Below are 20,723 nucleotides of genomic sequence, written 5' to 3' on the forward strand. Positions count from 1 at the left end.
GTTTTGAAATTCCGAACGCGCCGGGCAAATATTTCTACGTCTGGCTGGACGCGCCAATTGGCTATATGGGTTCTTTCAAGAATCTGTGTGACAAGCGCGGCGACAGCGTAAGCTTCGATGAGTACTGGAAGAAAGATTCCACCGCCGAACTGTACCACTTCATCGGTAAAGATATCGTTTACTTCCACAGCCTGTTCTGGCCAGCCATGCTGGAAGGTAGCAACTTCCGCAAGCCGACCAATCTGTTTGTTCACGGCTATGTAACGGTGAACGGCGCGAAGATGTCCAAGTCTCGTGGCACGTTCATTAAAGCCAGCACCTGGCTGAATCACTTTGACGCCGACAGCCTGCGCTACTACTACACCGCGAAACTCTCTTCGCGTATTGATGATATCGATCTCAACCTGGAAGATTTCGTTCAGCGTGTAAATGCCGATATCGTCAACAAAGTGGTGAATCTGGCCTCCCGTAACGCGGGCTTTATCAACAAACGTTTTGACGGCGTGCTGGCAAGCGAGCTGGCAGACCCTGAACTGTACAAAACCTTTACCGATGCCGCCGAAGCGATTGGCGAAGCGTGGGAAAGCCGCGAATTTGGTAAAGCTGTGCGCGAAATCATGGCGCTGGCTGATCTGGCTAACCGCTATGTCGACGAGCAGGCTCCGTGGGTGGTGGCGAAACAGGAAGGCCGCGATGCCGACCTGCAGGCGATTTGCTCAATGGGCATTAACCTGTTCCGCGTGCTGATGACGTACCTGAAACCGGTACTGCCGAAACTGACCGAGCGAGCAGAAGCATTCCTCAATACGGAACTGACCTGGGATGGCATCCAGCAACCGCTGCTGGCACACAAAGTTAATCCGTTCAAAGCACTGTATAACCGCATCGACATGAAGCAGGTTGAAGCACTGGTGGAAGCCTCTAAAGAAGAAGTGAAAGCCACTGCCGCGCCAGTTACTGGCCCGCTGGCTGATGATCCGATTCAGGAAACCATCACCTTTGACGACTTCGCCAAAGTTGACCTGCGCGTGGCGCTGATTGAAAACGCAGAGTTTGTTGAGGGTTCTGATAAGCTGCTGCGCCTGACGCTGGATCTCGGCGGCGAAAAACGTAATGTCTTCTCCGGCATTCGTTCTGCCTACCCGGACCCGCAGGCGCTGATTGGTCGTCACACCATTATGGTGGCTAACCTGGCACCGCGTAAAATGCGCTTTGGTATCTCCGAAGGCATGGTGATGGCCGCAGGTCCTGGCGGGAAAGATATCTTCCTGTTAAGCCCGGATGCCGGTGCTAAACCGGGTCATCAAGTGAAATAATCCCCTTCAAGGCGCTGCATCGACAGCGCCTTTTCTTTATAAATTCCTAAAGTTGTTTTCTCGCCTTTTTGTCGCTCTGTAACCTGCGCAAATGCTGTTAGCATCTGCATTAAACTGGATAAAATTACAGGGATGCAGAATGAGACACTTTATCTATCAGGACGAGAAATCACATAAATTCTGGGCGGTGAAACAGCAGGAAAACGAACTGCATATTAGCTGGGGAAAAGTCGGCACCAACGGGCAAAGCCAGGTAAAAAGCTTTGCGGATGCTGCGGCGGCGGAAAAAGCAGAGCTGAAGCTAATCGCGGAGAAAATGAAGAAGGGTTATGTGGAAGGCGACTCGGTAAATATGGTTCTCCCGCCAGTCACAAAAGAAAGTCCCCCTTCTGAAGTTAAAACCGCAGTTGTAAGTAAAAACAAACGGCCATGGCTTGCTGATGATGCAGCCATTGCGTTAACTGACGATATTAATCGATTTGCTTTTCCTCATCGCACCAGGCCAAGAGAAATTAATTATCTGCGCAATAAAGGTGAGGTATGGAAGCGCATTGCAGATAGCACTTATGCATATGATTTAAAAAAATACTACAGTTCTTATCCGGAAAACTGGCAGCAGGCGTTTGCCGAATTACAGTTGCGAATCCAGGATAATCTACAGACAGGTAGTGCGCAGTCTGATGCGGCATTACTCTGGCACTCCTGGAACTCTTACTCAACAGATGAACTGGTCGATGACTTAGTCGTTCGTTGTGGCCTGGAAACTACCGTTGAAATCGCCCTTCTCGCTCTTCAACTTAGATATAAAACAGTAAAAGCTGCCGTCACGACCATAATTCCTCCCGATCTCGAAGCAGAATCGCTACCGAACTGGCATCAACGTCTATGTCATCATCTTTCACTCGCATCAGAAGATGAGTGGCAACGCTGTGTGGATAAAGTACTTGCTGCTATTCCCTCGCTCTCCCCGGCACGGCAACCTTTTGCGGCGCTACTGATCCCTGAACGACCGGATATCGCCAATGCCATGGCGCTACGTTATGCAGATCAAAACGTTCCGGCGATGACCTGGTTAAGACTGGTGGTAACCGATGATGCTGCACTGAATACAGTGGAAAAATACGACTTCCCATCATTGCATCGTAATTTTCGCGCTTATCTGGCAATGTTGGTGGCGAATCATGGGGTGCATGGTGTAAGTCGGATACTTTTTGAGTTAACGGAAGATCATTCTGACAATCCCTGTTATCTCTTCGAGCGCATCAGTGAAACCGAAAACCTTGTCAAATGGCTATGGAAAACGAATCACCCGGATGCGATTCAAATTCTGATCCTCAGTGTAAATGGCAAGAAAAAGCACCTGGAATACTTAAGCAAAGCCTGTCAAAAACATCCCGCTGCGGCTATTGCCGCTTATGCTACTTTGCTGGCAATACATGAAGATGCACAGTGGCGTAACGCACTTGTCAAACTGATTACCGTCACGCCAGAGTTAGTATGTGACGTCATTCCCTGGGTTAATGTCAAAGCGGCAGGCATCTTATCTGAATGTCGTCCGCAACCTGTGACTAATGAATTTGAATATGCCACTGCGGATATGTTGCCGGAGCTGTTTGCCGTTCCACCGTGGGTAATAAATAAGAAAAAGAATGCAATCCCCGTATTTGATTTACCGGTACTTCCCGTTCCTGCCGTCACTGATGTCACACCAGGAATTACAGAATTAATCAGTTATACTGACATATCCAGATTCAGTGAAATCGCAAAATATCAGGCATCACAGCAAACATTATTTACCGATCTGCCACTAATTGAAAAAGAAAGCTGGGAGACATCTTTCATTCCTTTTACACCAGAACAACAAATTCTCTGGCGACTGGGGTTTAAGGAATGGCGCAGAACCGGAGAAGAACAATACGAAAAAAACATAATGCCACAAAGCGCAGTCGATGCCCTGTTACGTTTCGATTTCCCGGCGCTGAAAGCAGAGTTTGCGCAATACCATAACAAAGGCAGTAAATCCTGGCAGTTGTACGCTCTCTGTTTCCTACCCACTCAACATGCTATTTCTTTCCTCAATCAAATAATCAATGAAGAAGAATTCTCCGGCGAGAACGAGATTCTGGCGATTTTTGGTGATGCGGCCATTCCTGCGTTTATGAAATGTCTGCAACGTAAGCCACAACAGTTGTGGATATTCACTCTCTTCCTGGGCGTCAGCGAATTAGCATTACAGATGGCGCAGCGATTACAGAAAACAATGTCTGCTGAAGATTCCCGAAAATGGCTGGTTAAATTCCCACGCCATGCTGCCGCAGGGCTACTTCCTGTGGCTCTGGGCAAACAAGGAAAAGATCGTGATTGTGCCCGCCAGGCACTCCGTCTGCTGGTGAAATTAAACCAGCGAGAAACGATTGAGGAAATCGCCCAAGGATATAACCAACCCGATGTTTTAGCTGCGCTGGCAACATTATTTGATAGCGACCCACTGGAAGAATATCCCGCAAAAATCGCCCCACTGCCCGGCTTTTATCAGTTCACCTTATGGCGCAGACCACGGCTTAAAAGTAACAACCTGCCTCTGCCAGATGACGCTATGCGCTACCTCGGCACTATGTTGAGTTTTCCTCGCGACATTACCGCCTACGCTGGGTTGGATATCATTAGAGAAACCTTCACCCGCGAATCACTGGCTGAATTTGGCTGGGATCTGTATACCGCCTGGACAGAAGCTGGCGCCCCCGCAAAAGAAAACTGGGCATTTACCTCGCTGGGAATTTTAGGCAATGACGACACCGCACGTAAATTAACCCCGCTTATCCGTGCCTGGCCGGGGGAATCCCAGCATAAACGAGCAGTTTCCGGGCTGGATGTGTTAGCCAGTATCGGTAGCGATATGGCGCTGATGTTGCTTAATGGCATTGCGCAAAAGATTAAATTCAAAGCATTGCAGGAACATGCCCGCGACAAAATCAATATGGTCGCCGAAAATCGCGGGCTGACAATGGCCGAACTGGAAGACCGACTGGCTCCCGATTTAGGACTTGATACCCACGGCTCTCTGACACTGGATTTCGGCTCACGTCAATTCGCCGTTGGTTTTGATGAAACCTTAAAACCCGTGGTTCGCGACGCAAACGGCAAAGTTCTGAAAGATTTACCTAAACCCAACCAGAGCGATGATAAAACACTGGCAACTGACGCCGTTAACCTCTTCAAACAGTTGAAAAAAGATGTACGCGCCATAGCCAGCCAGCAGATTGCTCGCCTGGAACAGGCTATGTGCCAGCGCAGACGCTGGACGGCAGAGCAGTTCCGCCTGTTCCTGGCAGAACATCCGCTGATGTGTCACTTAACCCGACGGCTGTTATGGGGAGTATATAACGATGAAAACGCCCTTATGACCTGTTTCCGCGTGGCAGAAGACAGCACTTACAGCGATGCGCAGGATGAGCTATTCACGCTGCCAGCAGGGAACATCGGTATTCCGCATGTGCTGGAAATCTCCCCTGAATCCGCCGCTGCATTCAGGCAAATTTACGCTGATTACGAACTGCTTCCCCCCTTCCAACAGCTCGACCGTTGTAGTTACCACCTTGCTGACAATGAACGCAGCGCCCATGAATTGACACGCTGGAGCGGACGGCTTTGCCAGGCCGGGCGCATTGTCGGACTGGAACGCAGAGGCTGGCAACGCCTGGAAGAAAGCGGCAGCGTCTATGCAATGCGCAAATCTACCCTTTATGGCGATCTCGAACTTGAAACAGAACCCTTCTCATTGATTTATGGTGAAACGGGTTATGGCGATTTACTACCTGTTGAAAGCGTAAAAATCACTTCGCCAGGGGAACGCTACAGTACACAGTCCTCGCTCACTTTCTCGGCGCTTGATGCCATCACCGCCAGCGAACTCATTAACGATATTGAATCACTGTTTGATTAAAAGGATTTAACAATGAAAACCTATATTTATCAGGACGAAAAATCACATAAATTCTGGGCGGTTGAGCAGCAGGGAAACGAGTTACATATCAGTTGGGGTAAGGTCGGCACCAACGGGCAAAGCCAGGTAAAAAACTTTGCGGACGCTGCGGCGGCGGAAAAAGCGGAGCTGAAGCTGATTGCGGAGAAAACGAAAAAGGGGTATGTGGCGGAGAACATTGTGATAACACCATCATCTGCCCTCGCCAAAGTTACCGAAAGCTCTGAAATACCCCCTTTGCCACAAGCCAAACCAACATCTGCTGGAGCTACTCTTCCCTGGCTGGCAGACAATGCCCAAATCATTCTGCCTACAGAAGTAGCCCCAACAACTCTAAGTCATCGACGCTGGCCAGGCAATCCTGTGCCACAAGAGGGTGAATTAACTCTACTTCGCACCGTCGCCGCAAATACTCATCGGCGTTTTAAAAAGATGGTCACCTTTGATTACAGCGCCTGTTCACCAGACTGGCAGCAAGCAATAGCCCGGGCTGTTGACCTTATCGACTCCCCCATTCATACCACGCTGCCGCCACAAGTTCTGGCGGTATTGGTTGCTCTGGAACAAGGTTTCAATCGTAATGATCACGAAGAGTTACTGGATCAAATTGTCCAGGAAGGTGGTCTGGAATATGCCACTGAAGTGATCATTGCGTGGCAATCCATCTGTTTTAGCTGGAATTATGACGCCAGTCTCATTACGGTCACCCCGGCTAAAACGCAGCCTAATTATCTGTCACGGTTCGCCGCAATTGAAATGCGCCTGCGTAAGCATCTGTCACTAGCAAATGACGAGGTATGGCAACGCTGCGCCGGCAAACTGATTGCTGCACTCGGAAACATGCCTGCCTGGAACCAGCCACTAGTTGCGTTATTGTTGCCAGAAAAACCAGAAGTAGCTCATGAAATTGCCAGACGACTTTGCGGGCAAAAAGGGTTATATGCACTGGAATGGCTAAAACTAGTGGCCACAGATGAGCAGGTATTGACGGAGCTGGAAAAATACCATCCTGGGCACCCAGGGCAGGTATTTGATGATTATTACTGCGGTAAAATCTGGTGTGCGACGGTACTTCAGGAACAACGTGTCGCTGCGCTAGCCCGTTTCACCCCTTATGCTTCCGGCGACACATGCGGTGAAGTGTTGATGCATATCAACCACCCGCAGGCACTTACGTCGCTTATCCATGCGAGCGAGCAAGGAAAGCGTTGCCACGAACGGATGACAAAGGCTTTCGCTCGCTTTCCACATGCTGCTATGGCGGCATTAGCTGAATTGCTGGCGCAAAAAGAGGAAAAAAGCTGGCGTATGATGCTGATGACAATGCTTATCTCTCAACCAGCATTAGCAGAACGGGTAATTCCCTGGCTAACGTCGCCAGCAGCTACAGTGCTGAAATCATGCCAGCAACAACTGACACAACCCTCAAACCATGCCTGCGCCGATATGCTGCCAGCCGTATTAGTCTCGCCCCCGTGGCGGGTGAAAAAGAAAAAATCTGTAATGCCGGTATTGGACTTAGCGCCATTAGCGTTGGAGTCACGCTGCACATTGACCGAGACGGCAGAAAAAGAGATTCATGCAAGGCATCGCTGGTACGCACATCAAATAGATATCGGACAAAAAGAGGATACTCAGAATTACCTGACGCGCCTGGGTTTCAATCGCTGGAATAATGATCACTATATGAAAGCGCCTGATGTTGCTGTAGAGGTCTGGCTGCGGGGAGATTATTCCGCGCTGATCAGCGAATTTAAAACCTTCTGGCACTCCTATCAACGGGAATGGCAGCTCTACATGTTAGCTGCACTGCCTATCGAAAAAACAGCGCAGGCGTGGAATATCCTTAGTAAAGAGCCACACGTCGGTGTCGAATATGTCATGACGCACCTGCAACTCAGCGGGTTGCAGGGTTTTATTCACTCCTTTTCACGCTATCCACAGGAAGCGTTGCCTGTAGCACAATATTTTGCGGCTATCGAATTAGCGCCGCTGATTGCTCGCGCCTTCAACAAACTCAAAACCCTACGACAAGACGCCCGTACCTGGCTTCTTAAATACCCGGAACATGCCATTACCGGCCTGCTGCCAGCGGCTCTCGGCAAAGCCGGTGAAGCCCAGGATAATGCCCGCGCCGCCTTGCGTATGTTGACTGAAAATGGTCATCAGCCATTACTGGAACAAGTCGCCCTGCGTTATAACCAACCGGAAGTAACAGCCGCCATCAACGCCCTGCTGGCTCTCGATCCGCTGGATAATCACCCGACAAAAATCCCTACTCTTCCGACCTTTTATCAGCCATCGCTCTGGACGCGCCCGGTATTAAAAGCAAACGCCCAATCACTACCAGATAACGCCCTCCTCCACCTCGGCGAAATGCTCCGCTTCCCCCAGGAAGACGCGCTGTATCCGGGATTATTACAGGTGAAAGATGTCTGTACCGCAGACTCACTGGCTGAATTTGCCTGGGATCTATTTATCGCCTGGCAGACGGCTGGCGCGCCATCGAAAGAGAGTTGGGCGTTCAGTGCGTTAGGTGTTCTCGGCAACGATGACACCGCCCGTAGACTGACGCCGCTTATCCGCGCATGGCCTGGCGAATCCCAGCATAAACGGGCCACCGTCGGACTGGATATTCTCGCCGCTATCGGCAGTGATATTGCTCTGATGCAACTTAACGGTATCGCCCAGAAGCTGAAATTCAAAGCATTGCAGGAGCGGGCAAAAGAAAAGATTGCCGACATTGCCGAGAGCCGCGAACTCACGGTCGCGGAGCTTGAAGACCGGTTAGCACCGGATCTCGGTCTGGATGATAACGGTTCGCTGCTGCTGGATTTCGGCCCACGTCAGTTCACCGTCAGCTTTGATGAAACCTTAAAACCGTTTGTACGTGATGTTTCCGGCAGCCGCCTGAAAGACTTACCTAAACCCAATAAAAGCGATGATGAATCGCGGGCGAACGACGCGGTTAACCGCTACAAACTGCTGAAAAAAGATGCCCGTACCGTTGCCGCCCAGCAGGTAGCAAGGCTGGAATCCGCCATGTGCCTGCGCCGCCGCTGGTCAGAGGAAAACTTTCGACTCTTTCTGGTTGAACACCCACTGGTACGCCACTTAACCCGCCGCCTGATTTGGGGCGTTTATAGCGCCGACAACCAGCTACTGGCTTGCTTTCGTGTAGCGGAAGACAACAGCTACAGCACCGCTAACGATGATCTCTTCACTCTGCCAGAAGGCACCATTTCTGTTGGTATCCCTCACGTACTGGAAATATCGCCAACTGATGCCGCCGCTTTTGGTCAGCTTTTTGCCGACTACGAACTGTTACCGCCGTTCCGCCAGCTTGACCGCAACAGTTACCCCCTGACAGAAGCCGAACGCAATGCCAGCGAACTGACCCGCTGGACAGGCAGAAAATGCCCGAGCGGTCGGGTCATGGGGCTGGCAAATAAAGGCTGGTTGCGTGGCGAACCGCAGGATGGAGGCTGGATCGGCTGGATGATCAAACCTCTTGGTCGCTGGTCGTTAATCATGGAAATAGATGAAGGTTTTGCGGTAGGCATGTCACCAGCCGAACTTAGCGCCGAGCAACTCTTAAGCAAACTGTGGCTATGGGATGGCAAAGCAGAAAGCTATGGCTGGAGGAATAACGCAACACAGGAAGCCCAGTTCTCCGTGCTCGATGACATCACCACCAGCGAGTTAATTAATGACATTGAAGCTCTATTTGAATAAGGAAAGAACATGAGCAAGGAATTACCGTGGCTGGCGGACGACGCGCAACTGGAACTGAAATTTAAAAAAGGCAAAACGCCGCTCAGTCATCGCCGCTGGCCGGGCGAACCAGTGCCCGTTATCACTGAAAGTCTCATCCAGACATTGGGAGATGAATTACTACAACAAGCAGGCCAGAAGAAAAATATCACCTGGAATTATGATGAATGTTCACTGGAGTGGCAGTCCGCCATCCAGCAGGCAATCAATTTGACTGGCGAGCATAAACCGTCAATCCCAGCCCTTACCATGGCGGCTCTGATCTGTATCGAGAAAAATGATAGCCAACAGTTGCTTGATGAAATCGTGCAAAAATATGGGCTGGAATATGCAACGGATGTGGTGATAGCGCGTCAGTTCATTACACAGAGTTATCATGCTGATCCATCAACAGTGTGTTTAATGACACCTAACGAAGATACAGGCTATGGCTATCGCTCAGAGACTTATAGCAATTTCGATTTTCGTCTGCGTAAACATCTTTCACTGGCGGAGGAATACTGCTGGCAGCGTTGCGCCGACAAACTCATTGCTGCACTGCCAGAGATCCCCACTGTTCGCCGCCCTTTTATTGCGCTGATGCTTCCAGAAAAACCAAATATAGCGAATGAGCTTGCCAGCCTTGAAAGCCCATCAACAAGTTTTCACTCAAAGGAGTGGTTAAAGGTCGTTGCTACTGATAATACGGCGGTAAAAAAACTCGAACGATACTGGAGCCTGGACGTATTTAGCGATCGCGAAGCCAGCTACATGTCGCATGAAAACCACTTCGGTTACGCTGCCTGTGCCGCCCTTTTACGCGAACAAGGGTTAGCTGCCGTGCCACGTCTGGCAATGTATGCTCATAAAGACGACTGCGGCAGTCTGCTGGTACAAATAAACCACCCGCTGGTCATCCGCATCTTGTTACTGGTGGCTGATAAAAACAAACCCAGCCTGCAACGTGTTGCTAAATACAGTAAAAATTTCCCCCATTCGACACTCACCGCACTGGCTGAACTGCTGGCGTTAAAAGAACCACCTGCTCGTCCTGGTTATCCAGTCATTGAAGACAAAAAACTGCCTGCACAGCAAAAAGCACGTGATGAATACTGGCGCACGCTGTTACAAACGTTGATGGCATCGCAGCCACAACTGGCAGAAGACGTAAGTCCATGGTTAAGTGCTCAAGCCCAGGCCGTGCTGAATAGTTATTTATCGGCACCGCCGAAACCTGCTTTCGAGAGTACTCATAGCAACGACCTGCCAGAAATACTTGTTTCTCCACCGTGGCGAGGTAAGAAAAAAACGGCATTGCTGCGCCTTGATTTAGCGCCTCTCAAATTAGCGCCCAAAGCCCGCTGGCAACCAGGCGAACGAGAGAGGCTTGCCACCACAGAGCCTGCCCGTTATTTCAGCACGGAATCACTTGCGGAACGCATGGAACGAAAAAGTGGTCGGGTTGTACTACAGGAGCTAGGTTTTGGGAATGATGTATGGCTGTTCCTGAATTATATACTGCCCGGTAAACTGGATGCGGCGCGCGAATCATTAGTGGTTCAGTGGCATTACCACCAGGACAGAGTCGAGGAAATCAACAATGGCTGGCATTCTCCGCAAGCAAAATCAGCAGAACAGGCGCTTCGCAGCGGCGACGTTGAAACGTTAATTGACATCTGGGAAAAGGACAATCATTCGCCTTATCATCAGGAAAAGAGTGTCTGGAATCTGTATTTATTGGCACAGCTTCCGCGTGAGATGGCAGTGACTTTCTGGCTGCGTATCAATGAGAAAAAACATCTGTTCGTGGGTGAAAACTATTTTCTCAGCATCCTCGGTTTGGATGCACTACCCGGCCTGTTGTTGGCTTTTTCGCATCGTCCAAAAGAAACATTTCCGTTAATTTTAAATTTCGGCGCTACCGAACTGGCGCTGCCCGTTGCTCGCGTCTGGCACCGTTTTGCCACTCAGCGTGATCTGGCACGTCAGTGGATTTTACAATGGCCGGAACATACGGCTACCGCACTTATCCCTCTCGTCTTTACTAAGCCCAGCGACAACCGCGAAGCTGCATTACTTGCCCTGCGTTTACTGTATGAACAGGGACATAGCGAATTACTGCAAACCGTGGCAAACCGCTGGCAGCGCGCTGATGTGTGGCTTGCCCTGGAAACATTGCTTATACAGAACCCACTGGAAATTTACCCGCCGCGCATTCCGAAAGCCCCTGATTTCTGGCATCCGACAATGTGGCACAGGCCACGGCTTATCAATAATAATCTGCCTGTTACCGATGATGCTCTGGAAATTATTGGCGAAATGCTGCGCTTTACCCAGGGCGGACGTTTTTATAGCGGACTGGAACAACTGAAAACCATCTGCCAGGCGCAGACGCTGGCCGCGTTTGCCTGGGATCTTTTCACCGCCTGGCAACAAGCTGGCGCCCCCGCAAAAGACAACTGGGCATTTCTGGCGTTAAGTCTTTTTGGCGACGAAAGCACGGCACGGGATCTGACGACGCAGATCCTCGCCTGGCCGCAGGAAGGCAAATCTGCCCGGGCTGTCAGTGGCCTGAATATACTTACCCTGATGAATAATGATATGGCGCTAATACAACTGCACCATATCTCGCAACGAGCGAAATCGCGCCCCTTACGTGATAACGCGGCGGAATTTCTTCAGGTGGTCGCAGAAAATCGCGGACTAAGCCAGGAAGAGTTAGCGGACAGATTAGTCCCAACACTGGGCCTTGATGATCCACAGGCGCTTATCTTCGATTTTGGTTCACGACAGTTTAGCGTTCGTTTCGATGAAAACCTCACCCCGGTTATCTACGATCAGCAAAACGTGCGCCAGAAAAGTGTTCCCCGGTTGCGAGCCGATGACGATCAACTTAAAGCGCCTGAAGCACTGGCTCTCCTGAAAGGATTGAGAAAAGACGCTACTCAGATCAGCAAAGATCTACTGCCGCGTCTGGAATCGGCACTGCGCACCGCCCGACGCTGGTCGCTGGCAGATTTTTACTCTCTGTTTGTTAAACATCCTTTTACCCGACTGGTTGCCCAGCGACTGATATGGGGCATTTATCCGGCAAATGAACCACGTCGTTTACTTAATGCATTTCGCGTAGCGGCAGAAGGGGAATTCTGTAATGCCCAGGACGATGTTATTGATCTACCTCCAGATTGCCTGATTGGCATTGCGCACCCGTTAGAAATGCCAACAGAAATACGTGGTGAATTTGAACAACTTTTTGCCGATTACGAGATTATTCCGCCATTTCGTCAACTGGCACGACGCACGGTACTTCTCACGCCAGATGAAGCAGCAAACAATAGCCTGAACCGCTGGCAGGGGAAGTCAGCCACCGTTGGGCAACTGATGGGGATGCGTTACAAGGGCTGGGCATCAGGGTATGAAGACGAATTTGTCTATGGCTTAGGTGAGTATCGTCTGGTGCTTAAGTTTTCACCCGGTTTTCACCACTACAATGTTGATAGCAAGGCGTTGATGAGTTTCAGTTCTCTTAAAGTGTATCGTGACAATCAATCTGTCACTTTTGCCGAACTCGATGTATTTGATTTGAGTGAAGCCTTAAGTACGCCGGACATCATTTTTCACTAACGCACTGCGGGTAGTAACAAAACTGCCCGCTGTCTGACAACTGAGAAAATCCATGATCGTGCAAAGTGAACTGGTCGCTATTTACGACTATCAGGTCATTGATCCTGAAGAACCCTTTTCCTTCCGACTTGAAATACATAAATATGCCCAATTATTTACTGGAACGGTCTATCGACTGGAACGCTTCCGGTTGCATCCAACATTTAATCAATTTGATCGAGATGATAGCGACCCGCTAATAAATGATGCTTTGATTTATATAAGAGATGAATTTATTGATGAGAGAATATTACGAGGTGAATCACCAGAAACTGTAATAGCAATTTTTAATCGTGAACTACATAATATATTCAGTCAACAAATAGAATTATAATTTATTAAAGGGGGAAGAGGTATTCCCCCTTAGATGCGTTTCAATTTGCTAATTACTTCAACAAATCAATCAACCGTAACAGAGCCACTAACAGCTCCAGTACAGCAATGAGCACGGTTAACTTTCGTGTCAGCGTGTCCATTCGCTCTCCTTATTAAGGAGCGCAACACCAGCACCTTACCCTTACGCTGCCTGTCGATGCCGGTTTACGTATGTTGGTACGAAACGTTGCTCTCCGGATCAGGGCACCGCCTGCGGCACCACCCGTCCGGCAGCCAGGACTTGAAATTGGCCCGATCCAGAACAACCTCCCAACGGACAGGATTATAAATCTCACTTGCTGAATTGCAATGGAGCGTAGGTATGGTTATAATTCATTCGTTGGTACGAAATGTTGCACAATCAGTAATTTAGCATCAAAGTCGTAAATAAAAAAACCTGCCTCACCAGCAGGTTTTTTTATTTCCCGTGATCTACTTTCCAGATATTTTCCACTCAAACAATTAATGCGCCAAACAATTATTGCGCGTAGAATATCGTTTATTTCACTAATACATTTCAGGGATGAATATATGTCACCACAGAATAATCATCTGCAGCGTCCGCCTGCCGCTGTGTTATATGCCGATGAACTGGCAAAATTAAAACAAAATGATCGCGTGCCCTGCCCTCCCGGCTGGCAGTTAAGTTTGCCAGCAGCCCGTGCTTTTATTCTTGGCGATGAGGCGCAAAACATCAGCCGTAAAGTCGTAATCAGCCCTTCTGCTATCGAACGCATGTTAGTGACTCTTGCCACCGGGCGCGGTTTAATGCTGGTTGGGGAGCCGGGTACGGCAAAATCTCTCCTTTCTGAATTGCTCGCAACAGCCATTAGCGGCGATGCCGGTTTAACCATTCAGGGCGGCGCATCAACCACCGAAGACCAAATCAAATACGGCTGGAACTACGCTCTGCTAATCAACCACGGTCCGTCAACAGAAGCTCTTGTCCCGGCTCCGCTCTACCAGGGGATGCGTGATGGCAAAATCGTCCGTTTTGAAGAGATAACGCGTACACCGCTGGAAGTACAAGACTGTCTGTTAGGTATGCTTTCTGACAGGGTTATGACGGTTCCGGAACTTACCGGTGAAGCAAGTCAACTCTACGCCCGTGCAGGCTTTAACATTATTGCCACCGCCAATACCCGCGATCGCGGCGTCAATGAAATGAGCGCGGCGCTAAAACGTCGCTTCGATTTTGAAACCGTCTTTCCGATTATGGATTTCGCCCAGGAACTGGAACTGGTCGCCAGTGCTTCGGCGCGTTTGCTGGCTCATAGTGGCATTCCGCACAAAGTGCCTGACGCGGTACTGGAACTACTGGTGCGTACCTTCCGCGATCTGCGTGCCAACGGCGAAAAGAAAACGTCAATGGATACCCTGACGGCCATTATGTCTACCGCTGAAGCCGTTAACGTGGCACACGCCGTGGGGGTCCGCGCCTGGTTTTTAGCGAATCGCCCGGGAGAGCCTGCCGATCTGGTGGACTGTATTGCAGGCACCATCGTCAAAGATAACGAAGAAGATCGCGCTCGGCTGCGCCGTTACTTTGAACAGCGTGTTGCCACGTATAAAGAAGCTCACTGGCAGGCTTATTATCAAGCTCGCCACCGTCTGCCGTGAGGAAAGTTGTATGAGCGAGCCGTTAATTGTCGGCATCCGGCATCATAGCCCGGCCTGTGCCCGGCTGGTAAAATCGCTAATCGAAAGTAAGCAACCACGATACGTGTTGATTGAAGGTCCAGCCGATTTTAATGACCGGGTAGATGAATTGTTTTTAGCCCACCAGCTTCCTGTTGCCATATACAGTTATTCTCAATATCAGGACAGTAAGGTCACGGGGCGCGGTGCCTGGACCCCGTTTGCCGAATTCTCCCCGGAGTGGCAGGCATTGCACGCCGCGCGTCGCATTCAGGCGCAAACGTACTTTATCGATTTACCTTGCTGGGCGCAGAGTGAAGAGGATGACGATGAATCGGCTGCGGCTGATGGCGGTCAGGCCTTACTGCTACGCGCTACCCGCATGGATAACAGCGACACGCTGTGGGATCACCTGTTCGAAGATGAAAGCCAGCAAGCTGTGCTGCCATCATCACTGGCTCACTATTTTGAACAACTACGGGGAGAAACCCCTGCTGATGCTCTCAACTGCCAGCGTGAAACCTTTATGGCTCGCTGGATTGCATGGGCTATGCGGCAAAACAATGGCAATGTGTTAGTCGTCTGCGGCGGCTGGCACGCCCCGGCGCTGGCAAAAAGATGGCGCGAATGCTTGCAGGAAAGTCAAAAACCAGAATTACCATCACTGCCAGAAGCTGTTACTGGTTGTTATCTCACACCATACAGTGAAAAACGCCTTGATGTGCTGGCGGGATACCTTTCAGGAATGCCAGCTCCGGTCTGGCAAAACTGGTGCTGGAAATTTGGTTTGCAACGCGCCGGAGAGCTGTTACTTAAAACGATTCTAACCCGTTTACGTCAGCACCACTTACCTGCCTCCACCGCCGATATGGCTGCCGCCCATCTGCATTCGATGGCTCTGGCACAACTGCGCGGTCATACTCTGCCGCTACGTACTGACTGGCTGGATGCATTAGCGGGCTCGCTTATCAAAGAAGCATTAAACGCGCCGCTACCGTGGAGCTATCGCGGAGTCATTCACCCGGATACCGATCCCATTTTGCTGACGCTGATTGATGTCCTGGCAGGAGATGGATTTGGCAAACTTGCACCTTCCACGCCTCTGCCTCCTCTACCAAAAGATGTAACATCCGAACTGGAACGTACCGAAATCACCCTACCATCCGACCTGGCGTTGAACCGCTTTACCCCCGGCGGCCTGGCACAAAGTCAGGTGCTGCATCGGCTGGCAATCCTCGAACTCCCCGGCATCACTCGTCAACACGGAAGTACACTGACGCTTGCGGGTAACGGCGAAGAACAGTGGAAATTAACTCAACCACTTAGCCAACATGCCGCATTGATTGAAGCAGCCTGCTTTGGTGCCACACTTCAGGAAGCTGCACGTAACAAATTAGAAGCAGACATGCTGGATGCAGGAGGAATTAGCAGCATCACTGCGTGTCTGAGCCAGGCAGCATTAGCCGGTCTGGCGAACTTTAGTGAGCAGTTACTGGAACAACTCGCGTTGCTCATCGCCCAGGAAAATCAGTTTGCTGAGATGGGCCAGGCGCTGGAAGTGCTTTACGCCTTGTGGCGGCTGGATGAAATCAGCGGTATGCAAGGCTCACAGATATTACAAACAACGTTATGTGCGGCCATCGACCGCACGCTATGGCTATGTGAATCCAACGGCAGACCGGACGAAAAAGAATTTCACACCCATTTGCATAGCTGGCGAGCGTTGTGTCATATCCTGCGCGACCTTCATAGCGGCATTCAACTGCCGGGCGTCTCGCTTTCCGCCGCTCTGGCATTACTGGAACGCCGCAGCCAGAGCACTCATGCAACGGCGCTGGATCGCGGCGCGGCTCTTGGCGCACTGATGCGTCTGGAACATCCCAACGCCAGTGCCGAAGCGGCGCTGACGATGCTAACCCAATTGTCTCCGGCACAGTCAGGCGAAGCTCTGCACGGTTTGCTGGCGCTGGCCCGTCATCAACTGGCTTGCCAGCCTGCATTTATCGCTGGTTTCAGCCGTCATTTAAATCAACTCAGTGACGCCGATTTTATTACCGCTCTGCCCGATTTACGTGCAGCGATGGCCTGGCTACCACCACGAGAACGCGGGACGCTGGCGCATCAGGTGCTTGAGCATTATCAACTGGCGCAACTTCCCGTTTCGGCGCTGCAAATGCCGTTGCATTGCCCACCGCAAGCCATTGCACATCATCAACAACTCGAACAGCAGGCACTGGCGTCGCTGCAACACTGGGGAGTATTCCATGTCTGAACTGAACGATCTTCTGACTACCCGTGAGCTACAACGCTGGCGATTGATTCTTGGCGAAGCGGCAGAAACGACCCTTGGTGCTCTGGATGGCAATGCCCGGCAGATAGACCATGCGCTGGAGTGGCTGTATGGGCGCGATCCCGAACGTATCCAGCGTGGTGAACGATCCGGTGGATTAGGTAGCTCAAATCTCACCACGCCAGAATGGATCAATAGTATTCATACGCTCTTTCCGCAGCAGGTCATTGAGCGGCTGGAAAGTGACGCGGTGCTGCGCTACGGCATTGAAGATGTGGTGACAAATCTTGAGGTGCTGGAACGTATGCAGCCCTCTGAAAGCCTGTTACGCGCCGTTTTGCACACTAAACATTTGATGAATCCGGACGTGCTGGCTGCCGCTCGCCGGATAGTGCGCCAGGTGGTGGAAGAAATTATGGCACGACTGGCGAAGGAAGTTCGTCAGGCTTTTTCTGGTGTACGTGACCGTCGACGCCGCTCGCATATTCCCTTGGCGCGTAATTTCGATTTCAAAAGTACTCTGCGCGCCAACCTGCAACACTGGCATCCGCAACACGGCAAGTTGTATATCGAATCGCCCCGCTTTAACAGCCGAATTAAGCGCCATAGCGAACAATGGCAACTGGTTTTACTGGTTGATCAAAGTGGATCAATGGTGGATTCGGTGATCCACTCGGCAGTGATGGCGGCCTGTCTATGGCAACTACCCGGTATCCGCACACATCTGGTCGCTTTTGACACCAGCGTGGTCGATCTCACGGCAGACGTTGCCGATCCGGTGGAGTTATTAATGAAAGTACAGTTAGGCGGCGGAACGCACATCGCCAGTGCGATGGAGTATGCCCGTCAACTTATTGAACAGCCGGGTAAAAGTGTAATTATTCTGGTGAGCGATTTTTATGAGGGAGGAGCATCATCATCACTCATCCACCAGGTGAAACAATGTGTTCAAAGCGGCATCAAAGTGCTGGGACTGGCGGCGCTCGATAGCACAGCAACGCCCTGTTATGACCGTGATATGGCCCAGGCGCTGGTTAATGTCGGTGCACAAATTGCTGCCATGACGCCGGGCGAACTGGCGTCATGGCTGGCGGAGAAACTTCAGTCATGAATGCACTACACCCGGAATTATTAGAACTGACGCCACAAGCCCTGACGGCGTTAAGCAATGCTGGTTTTGTTAAGCGCAGTCTTAAGGAACTGGAAAATGGCAATATCCCGCAAATCAGCCATGAAAACGGCACGCTGATCGCCACATTTAGTGACGGTACATGCAGCCAACTGGCAAGCGGTCAGGCGCTGAAGGAGGCTCAGTGTAGCTGCGGAGCTATCGGTATGTGCCGCCATCGCGTGATGCTGGTGTTAAGTTATCAGCGACTTTGTGCTACCTCTCAGCCCACGGAAAAAGAAGAGGAATGGAACCCGGCAATCTGGCCGGAAGAACTGACTACCCTGCCCACTGCCACGCACAAACGCGCGCAATCCCTGGTCGCCAAAGGTATCACCATTGAACTGTTCTGTGCGCCAGGCGAAATTCCCTCTGCCCGCTTACCGATGAGCGATGTGCGTTTTTATTCCCGCAGCAGCATTCGTTTCGCCCGTTGTGATTGCATTGAAGGAACGCTATGCGAACACGTAGTACTGGCAGTGCAGGCATTTGCCCAGGCCAAAACGCAGCAGGCAGAATTTACCCATTTAATCTGGCAGATGCGCAGCGAACACATCGCCTCGAACGACGATCCATTTGCCAGCGACGAAGGCAAAGCATGTCGTCAATATGTCCAACAATTAAGCCAGGCATTATGGCTGGGCGGCATCAGCCAGCCGTTACTCCACTACGAGGCAGCATTCAGCCGCGCACAGCAAGCGGCGGAACGCTGCAACTGGCGATGGGTGAGTGAATCGCTACGGCAACTGCGCGCCAGTATTGATGCCTCCCACGCCCGCGCCAGTCACTATCATGCCGGAGAATGCTTACATCAGCTTGCGGCATTAAACAGTCGATTGAACTGTGCACAAGAGATGGCGCGACGCGATGGTGTTAGTGAAGTCCCGCCCATGCCCTGGCGCACGGTCGTCGGTGCAGGTATTGCCGGAGAAGCAAAGCTTGATCATCTGCGGCTGGTATCGTTAGGTATGCGTTGCTGGCAGGACTTCCAACAGTATGGTTTACGGATCTGGTTTAGCGACCCCGACACTGGCAGTATTTTGCATCTGTCACGCAGTTGGTCAAGAAGTGAACAAGAAAAGGCGCCAGCAGCTACGCGTCGGCTGTTTACCTTTCAGGCTGCCGCGCTGGCGGGTGGGCAAATTGTTTCACAAGCTGCACGTCGGAGCGCCGAAGGCGAACTGTTATTAGGTACGCGCAACCGCTTAAGTAGCGTTGTGCCACTGTCACCTGATGCCTGGCAAATGCTGGGGTCACCGTTACGTCAGCCAGGCATTGTGGCTCTGCGGGAATACCTATGCCAGCGTCCACCAGCCTGCATACGACCTCTTAACCAGGTGGATAATTTATTTATTCTGCCAGTGGCGGAATGTCTTTCCCTTGGCTGGGATAGCAGCCGCCAGACGCTGGATGCGCAGGTAATCAGTGGCGAAGGCGAAGATAACGTGCTGACGTTATCACTGCCAGCTTCAACCAGTGCGCCCTTTGCAGTTGAACGTATGGCGTCCCTTTTACAACAGCAGGATGATCCTGTGTGTCTGGTTTCTGGTTTTGTCAGTTTTGTTGAGGGGCAATTGACGCTGGAGCCACGGGTGATGATGACGCAAACTCGCGCCTGGGCGCTGGATGCAGAAACTGCGCCTGTGGCACCGCTACCTTCCGCCCACGTTCTTCCTGTGCCGTCCACCGCTCATCAATTGCTGATGCGCTGCCAGGCGTTGCTTATTCAACTGCTCCATAACGGCTGGCGCTATCAGCAACAGAGCGCCATTAGTCAGGCTGATTTTCTGGCGAACGAACTCACCGTAGTAGGTTTTTATCGGCTGGCGCATGTATTGAAGCAATTACGCAATGCGGAAGGCGAGACACTGGCAGAAGTATTGAATAACTGTGTTTTACTCTGCGAACAGTTGTTACTGATGCTTGAGCAACAAGGAGGAAAAAATGCTTTTTATTAAGAGATCTACTCCATTTCCGGACTGCTCAAGACGAGGTATAAAGAATATTCTATAGCGCCCTGGTGAGAGTCACCAGTTTTCTGATCTTGATAAAATGGAGTTTTACATGAAGGCTTTCAACAAACTGTTTTCCCTCGTTGTTGCATCTGTTCTGGTTTTCTCTCTCGCTGGCTGTGGTGATAAAGAAGAATCAAAGAAATTTAGTGCCAATCTGAACGGTACTGAAATTGCCATTACCTATGTCTACAAAGGCGACAAGGTGCTTAAGCAATCTTCAGAAACCAAAATTCAGTTTGCAACCATCGGTGCAGCTAACAAAGAAGAGGCGGCTAAAAAGCTTGAGCCGTTAAGTGCAAAATATAAAAACATTACTGGCGTTGAAGAAAAATTAACCTTTACTGATACTTACGCGCAGGAAAACGTAACTATCGATATGGAAAAAGTTGATTTTAAAGCCCTGCAGGGTATTTCCGGCATTAACATTTCTGCTGACGATGCCAAAAAAGGCATCACTATGGCGCAAATGGAACTGGTGATGAAAGCCGCTGGCTTTAAAGAAGTGAAATAATCTGCCGGAGGC

At 50.7% G+C, this 20,723-nt stretch carries 10 protein-coding genes; all 10 read left to right on the top strand.

What is annotated here, in order from left to right; genetic code table 11:
• A partial coding sequence (gene metG / locus HEM79_RS06320; RefSeq protein ID WP_183082699.1) for a methionine--tRNA ligase occupies positions 1–1,316 on the top strand: 1,316 nt, incomplete at its 5' end.
• Between the two features lie 139 nt (positions 1,317–1,455).
• Positions 1,456–5,259: a DUF4132 domain-containing protein gene (locus tag HEM79_RS06325; RefSeq protein WP_176242177.1), complete on the top strand. Its 3,804-nt coding sequence runs from the start codon at positions 1,456–1,458 to the stop codon at positions 5,257–5,259.
• Between the two features lie 12 nt (positions 5,260–5,271).
• Complete coding sequence (locus HEM79_RS06330) at positions 5,272–9,033, top strand: DUF4132 domain-containing protein (protein ID WP_176242179.1); 3,762 nt, start codon at positions 5,272–5,274, stop codon at positions 9,031–9,033.
• A 9-nt stretch (positions 9,034–9,042) separates the two neighbouring features.
• Entirely contained in the window at positions 9,043–12,675 is a 3,633-nt protein-coding gene (gene yehI / locus HEM79_RS06335) for a DUF4132 domain-containing protein YehI (RefSeq protein ID WP_176242180.1), read from the top strand.
• A gap of 52 nt (positions 12,676–12,727) precedes the next feature.
• Entirely contained in the window at positions 12,728–13,048 is a 321-nt protein-coding gene (locus HEM79_RS06340; RefSeq protein ID WP_176242182.1) for a hypothetical protein, read from the top strand.
• 572 nt (positions 13,049–13,620) lie between these two features.
• Positions 13,621–14,709, top strand: a complete 1,089-nt coding sequence (locus HEM79_RS06345) for an ATP-binding protein (RefSeq protein WP_176242184.1) — start codon at positions 13,621–13,623, stop codon at positions 14,707–14,709.
• Positions 14,710–14,719: 10 nt separating this feature from the next.
• Positions 14,720–16,999 carry a DUF5682 family protein gene (locus HEM79_RS06350; protein ID WP_176242186.1) on the top strand — a complete coding sequence of 760 codons (2,280 nt, stop codon included), beginning with the start codon at positions 14,720–14,722 and terminating at the stop codon, positions 16,997–16,999.
• Entirely contained in the window at positions 16,992–18,128 is a 1,137-nt protein-coding gene (locus HEM79_RS06355; RefSeq protein WP_176242188.1) for a VWA domain-containing protein, read from the top strand. The genes HEM79_RS06350 and HEM79_RS06355 overlap by 8 nt, the downstream gene beginning before the upstream one ends.
• Positions 18,125–20,143 (top strand): SWIM zinc finger family protein, encoded by a 2,019-nt coding sequence (locus tag HEM79_RS06360; protein WP_176242190.1) that lies wholly within the window; start codon positions 18,125–18,127, stop codon positions 20,141–20,143. Before HEM79_RS06355 ends, HEM79_RS06360 begins: the two co-directional genes overlap by 4 nt.
• A gap of 106 nt (positions 20,144–20,249) precedes the next feature.
• Positions 20,250–20,711: a YehR family lipoprotein gene (locus HEM79_RS06365; protein ID WP_010354037.1), complete on the top strand. Its 462-nt coding sequence runs from the start codon at positions 20,250–20,252 to the stop codon at positions 20,709–20,711.
• The last annotated feature ends 12 nt before the right edge of the window (positions 20,712–20,723 follow it).

Origin of the sequence: Escherichia sp. 93.0816 (genome assembly GCF_013368855.2) — a bacterium.
GTDB lineage: Bacteria > Pseudomonadota > Gammaproteobacteria > Enterobacterales > Enterobacteriaceae > Escherichia > Escherichia ruysiae.

Coding starts and splice junctions, on each gene's coding strand:
- HEM79_RS06330 (WP_176242179.1), top strand. CDS start 5,272: ATGAAAACCTATATTTATCAGGACGAAAAATCACATAAATTCTGGGCG.
- HEM79_RS06340 (WP_176242182.1), top strand. CDS start 12,728: ATGATCGTGCAAAGTGAACTGGTCGCTATTTACGACTATCAGGTCATT.
- HEM79_RS06355 (WP_176242188.1), top strand. CDS start 16,992: ATGTCTGAACTGAACGATCTTCTGACTACCCGTGAGCTACAACGCTGG.
- HEM79_RS06350 (WP_176242186.1), top strand. CDS start 14,720: ATGAGCGAGCCGTTAATTGTCGGCATCCGGCATCATAGCCCGGCCTGT.
- HEM79_RS06365 (WP_010354037.1), top strand. CDS start 20,250: ATGAAGGCTTTCAACAAACTGTTTTCCCTCGTTGTTGCATCTGTTCTG.
- HEM79_RS06345 (WP_176242184.1), top strand. CDS start 13,621: ATGTCACCACAGAATAATCATCTGCAGCGTCCGCCTGCCGCTGTGTTA.
- yehI (WP_176242180.1), top strand. CDS start 9,043: ATGAGCAAGGAATTACCGTGGCTGGCGGACGACGCGCAACTGGAACTG.
- HEM79_RS06360 (WP_176242190.1), top strand. CDS start 18,125: ATGAATGCACTACACCCGGAATTATTAGAACTGACGCCACAAGCCCTG.
- HEM79_RS06325 (WP_176242177.1), top strand. CDS start 1,456: ATGAGACACTTTATCTATCAGGACGAGAAATCACATAAATTCTGGGCG.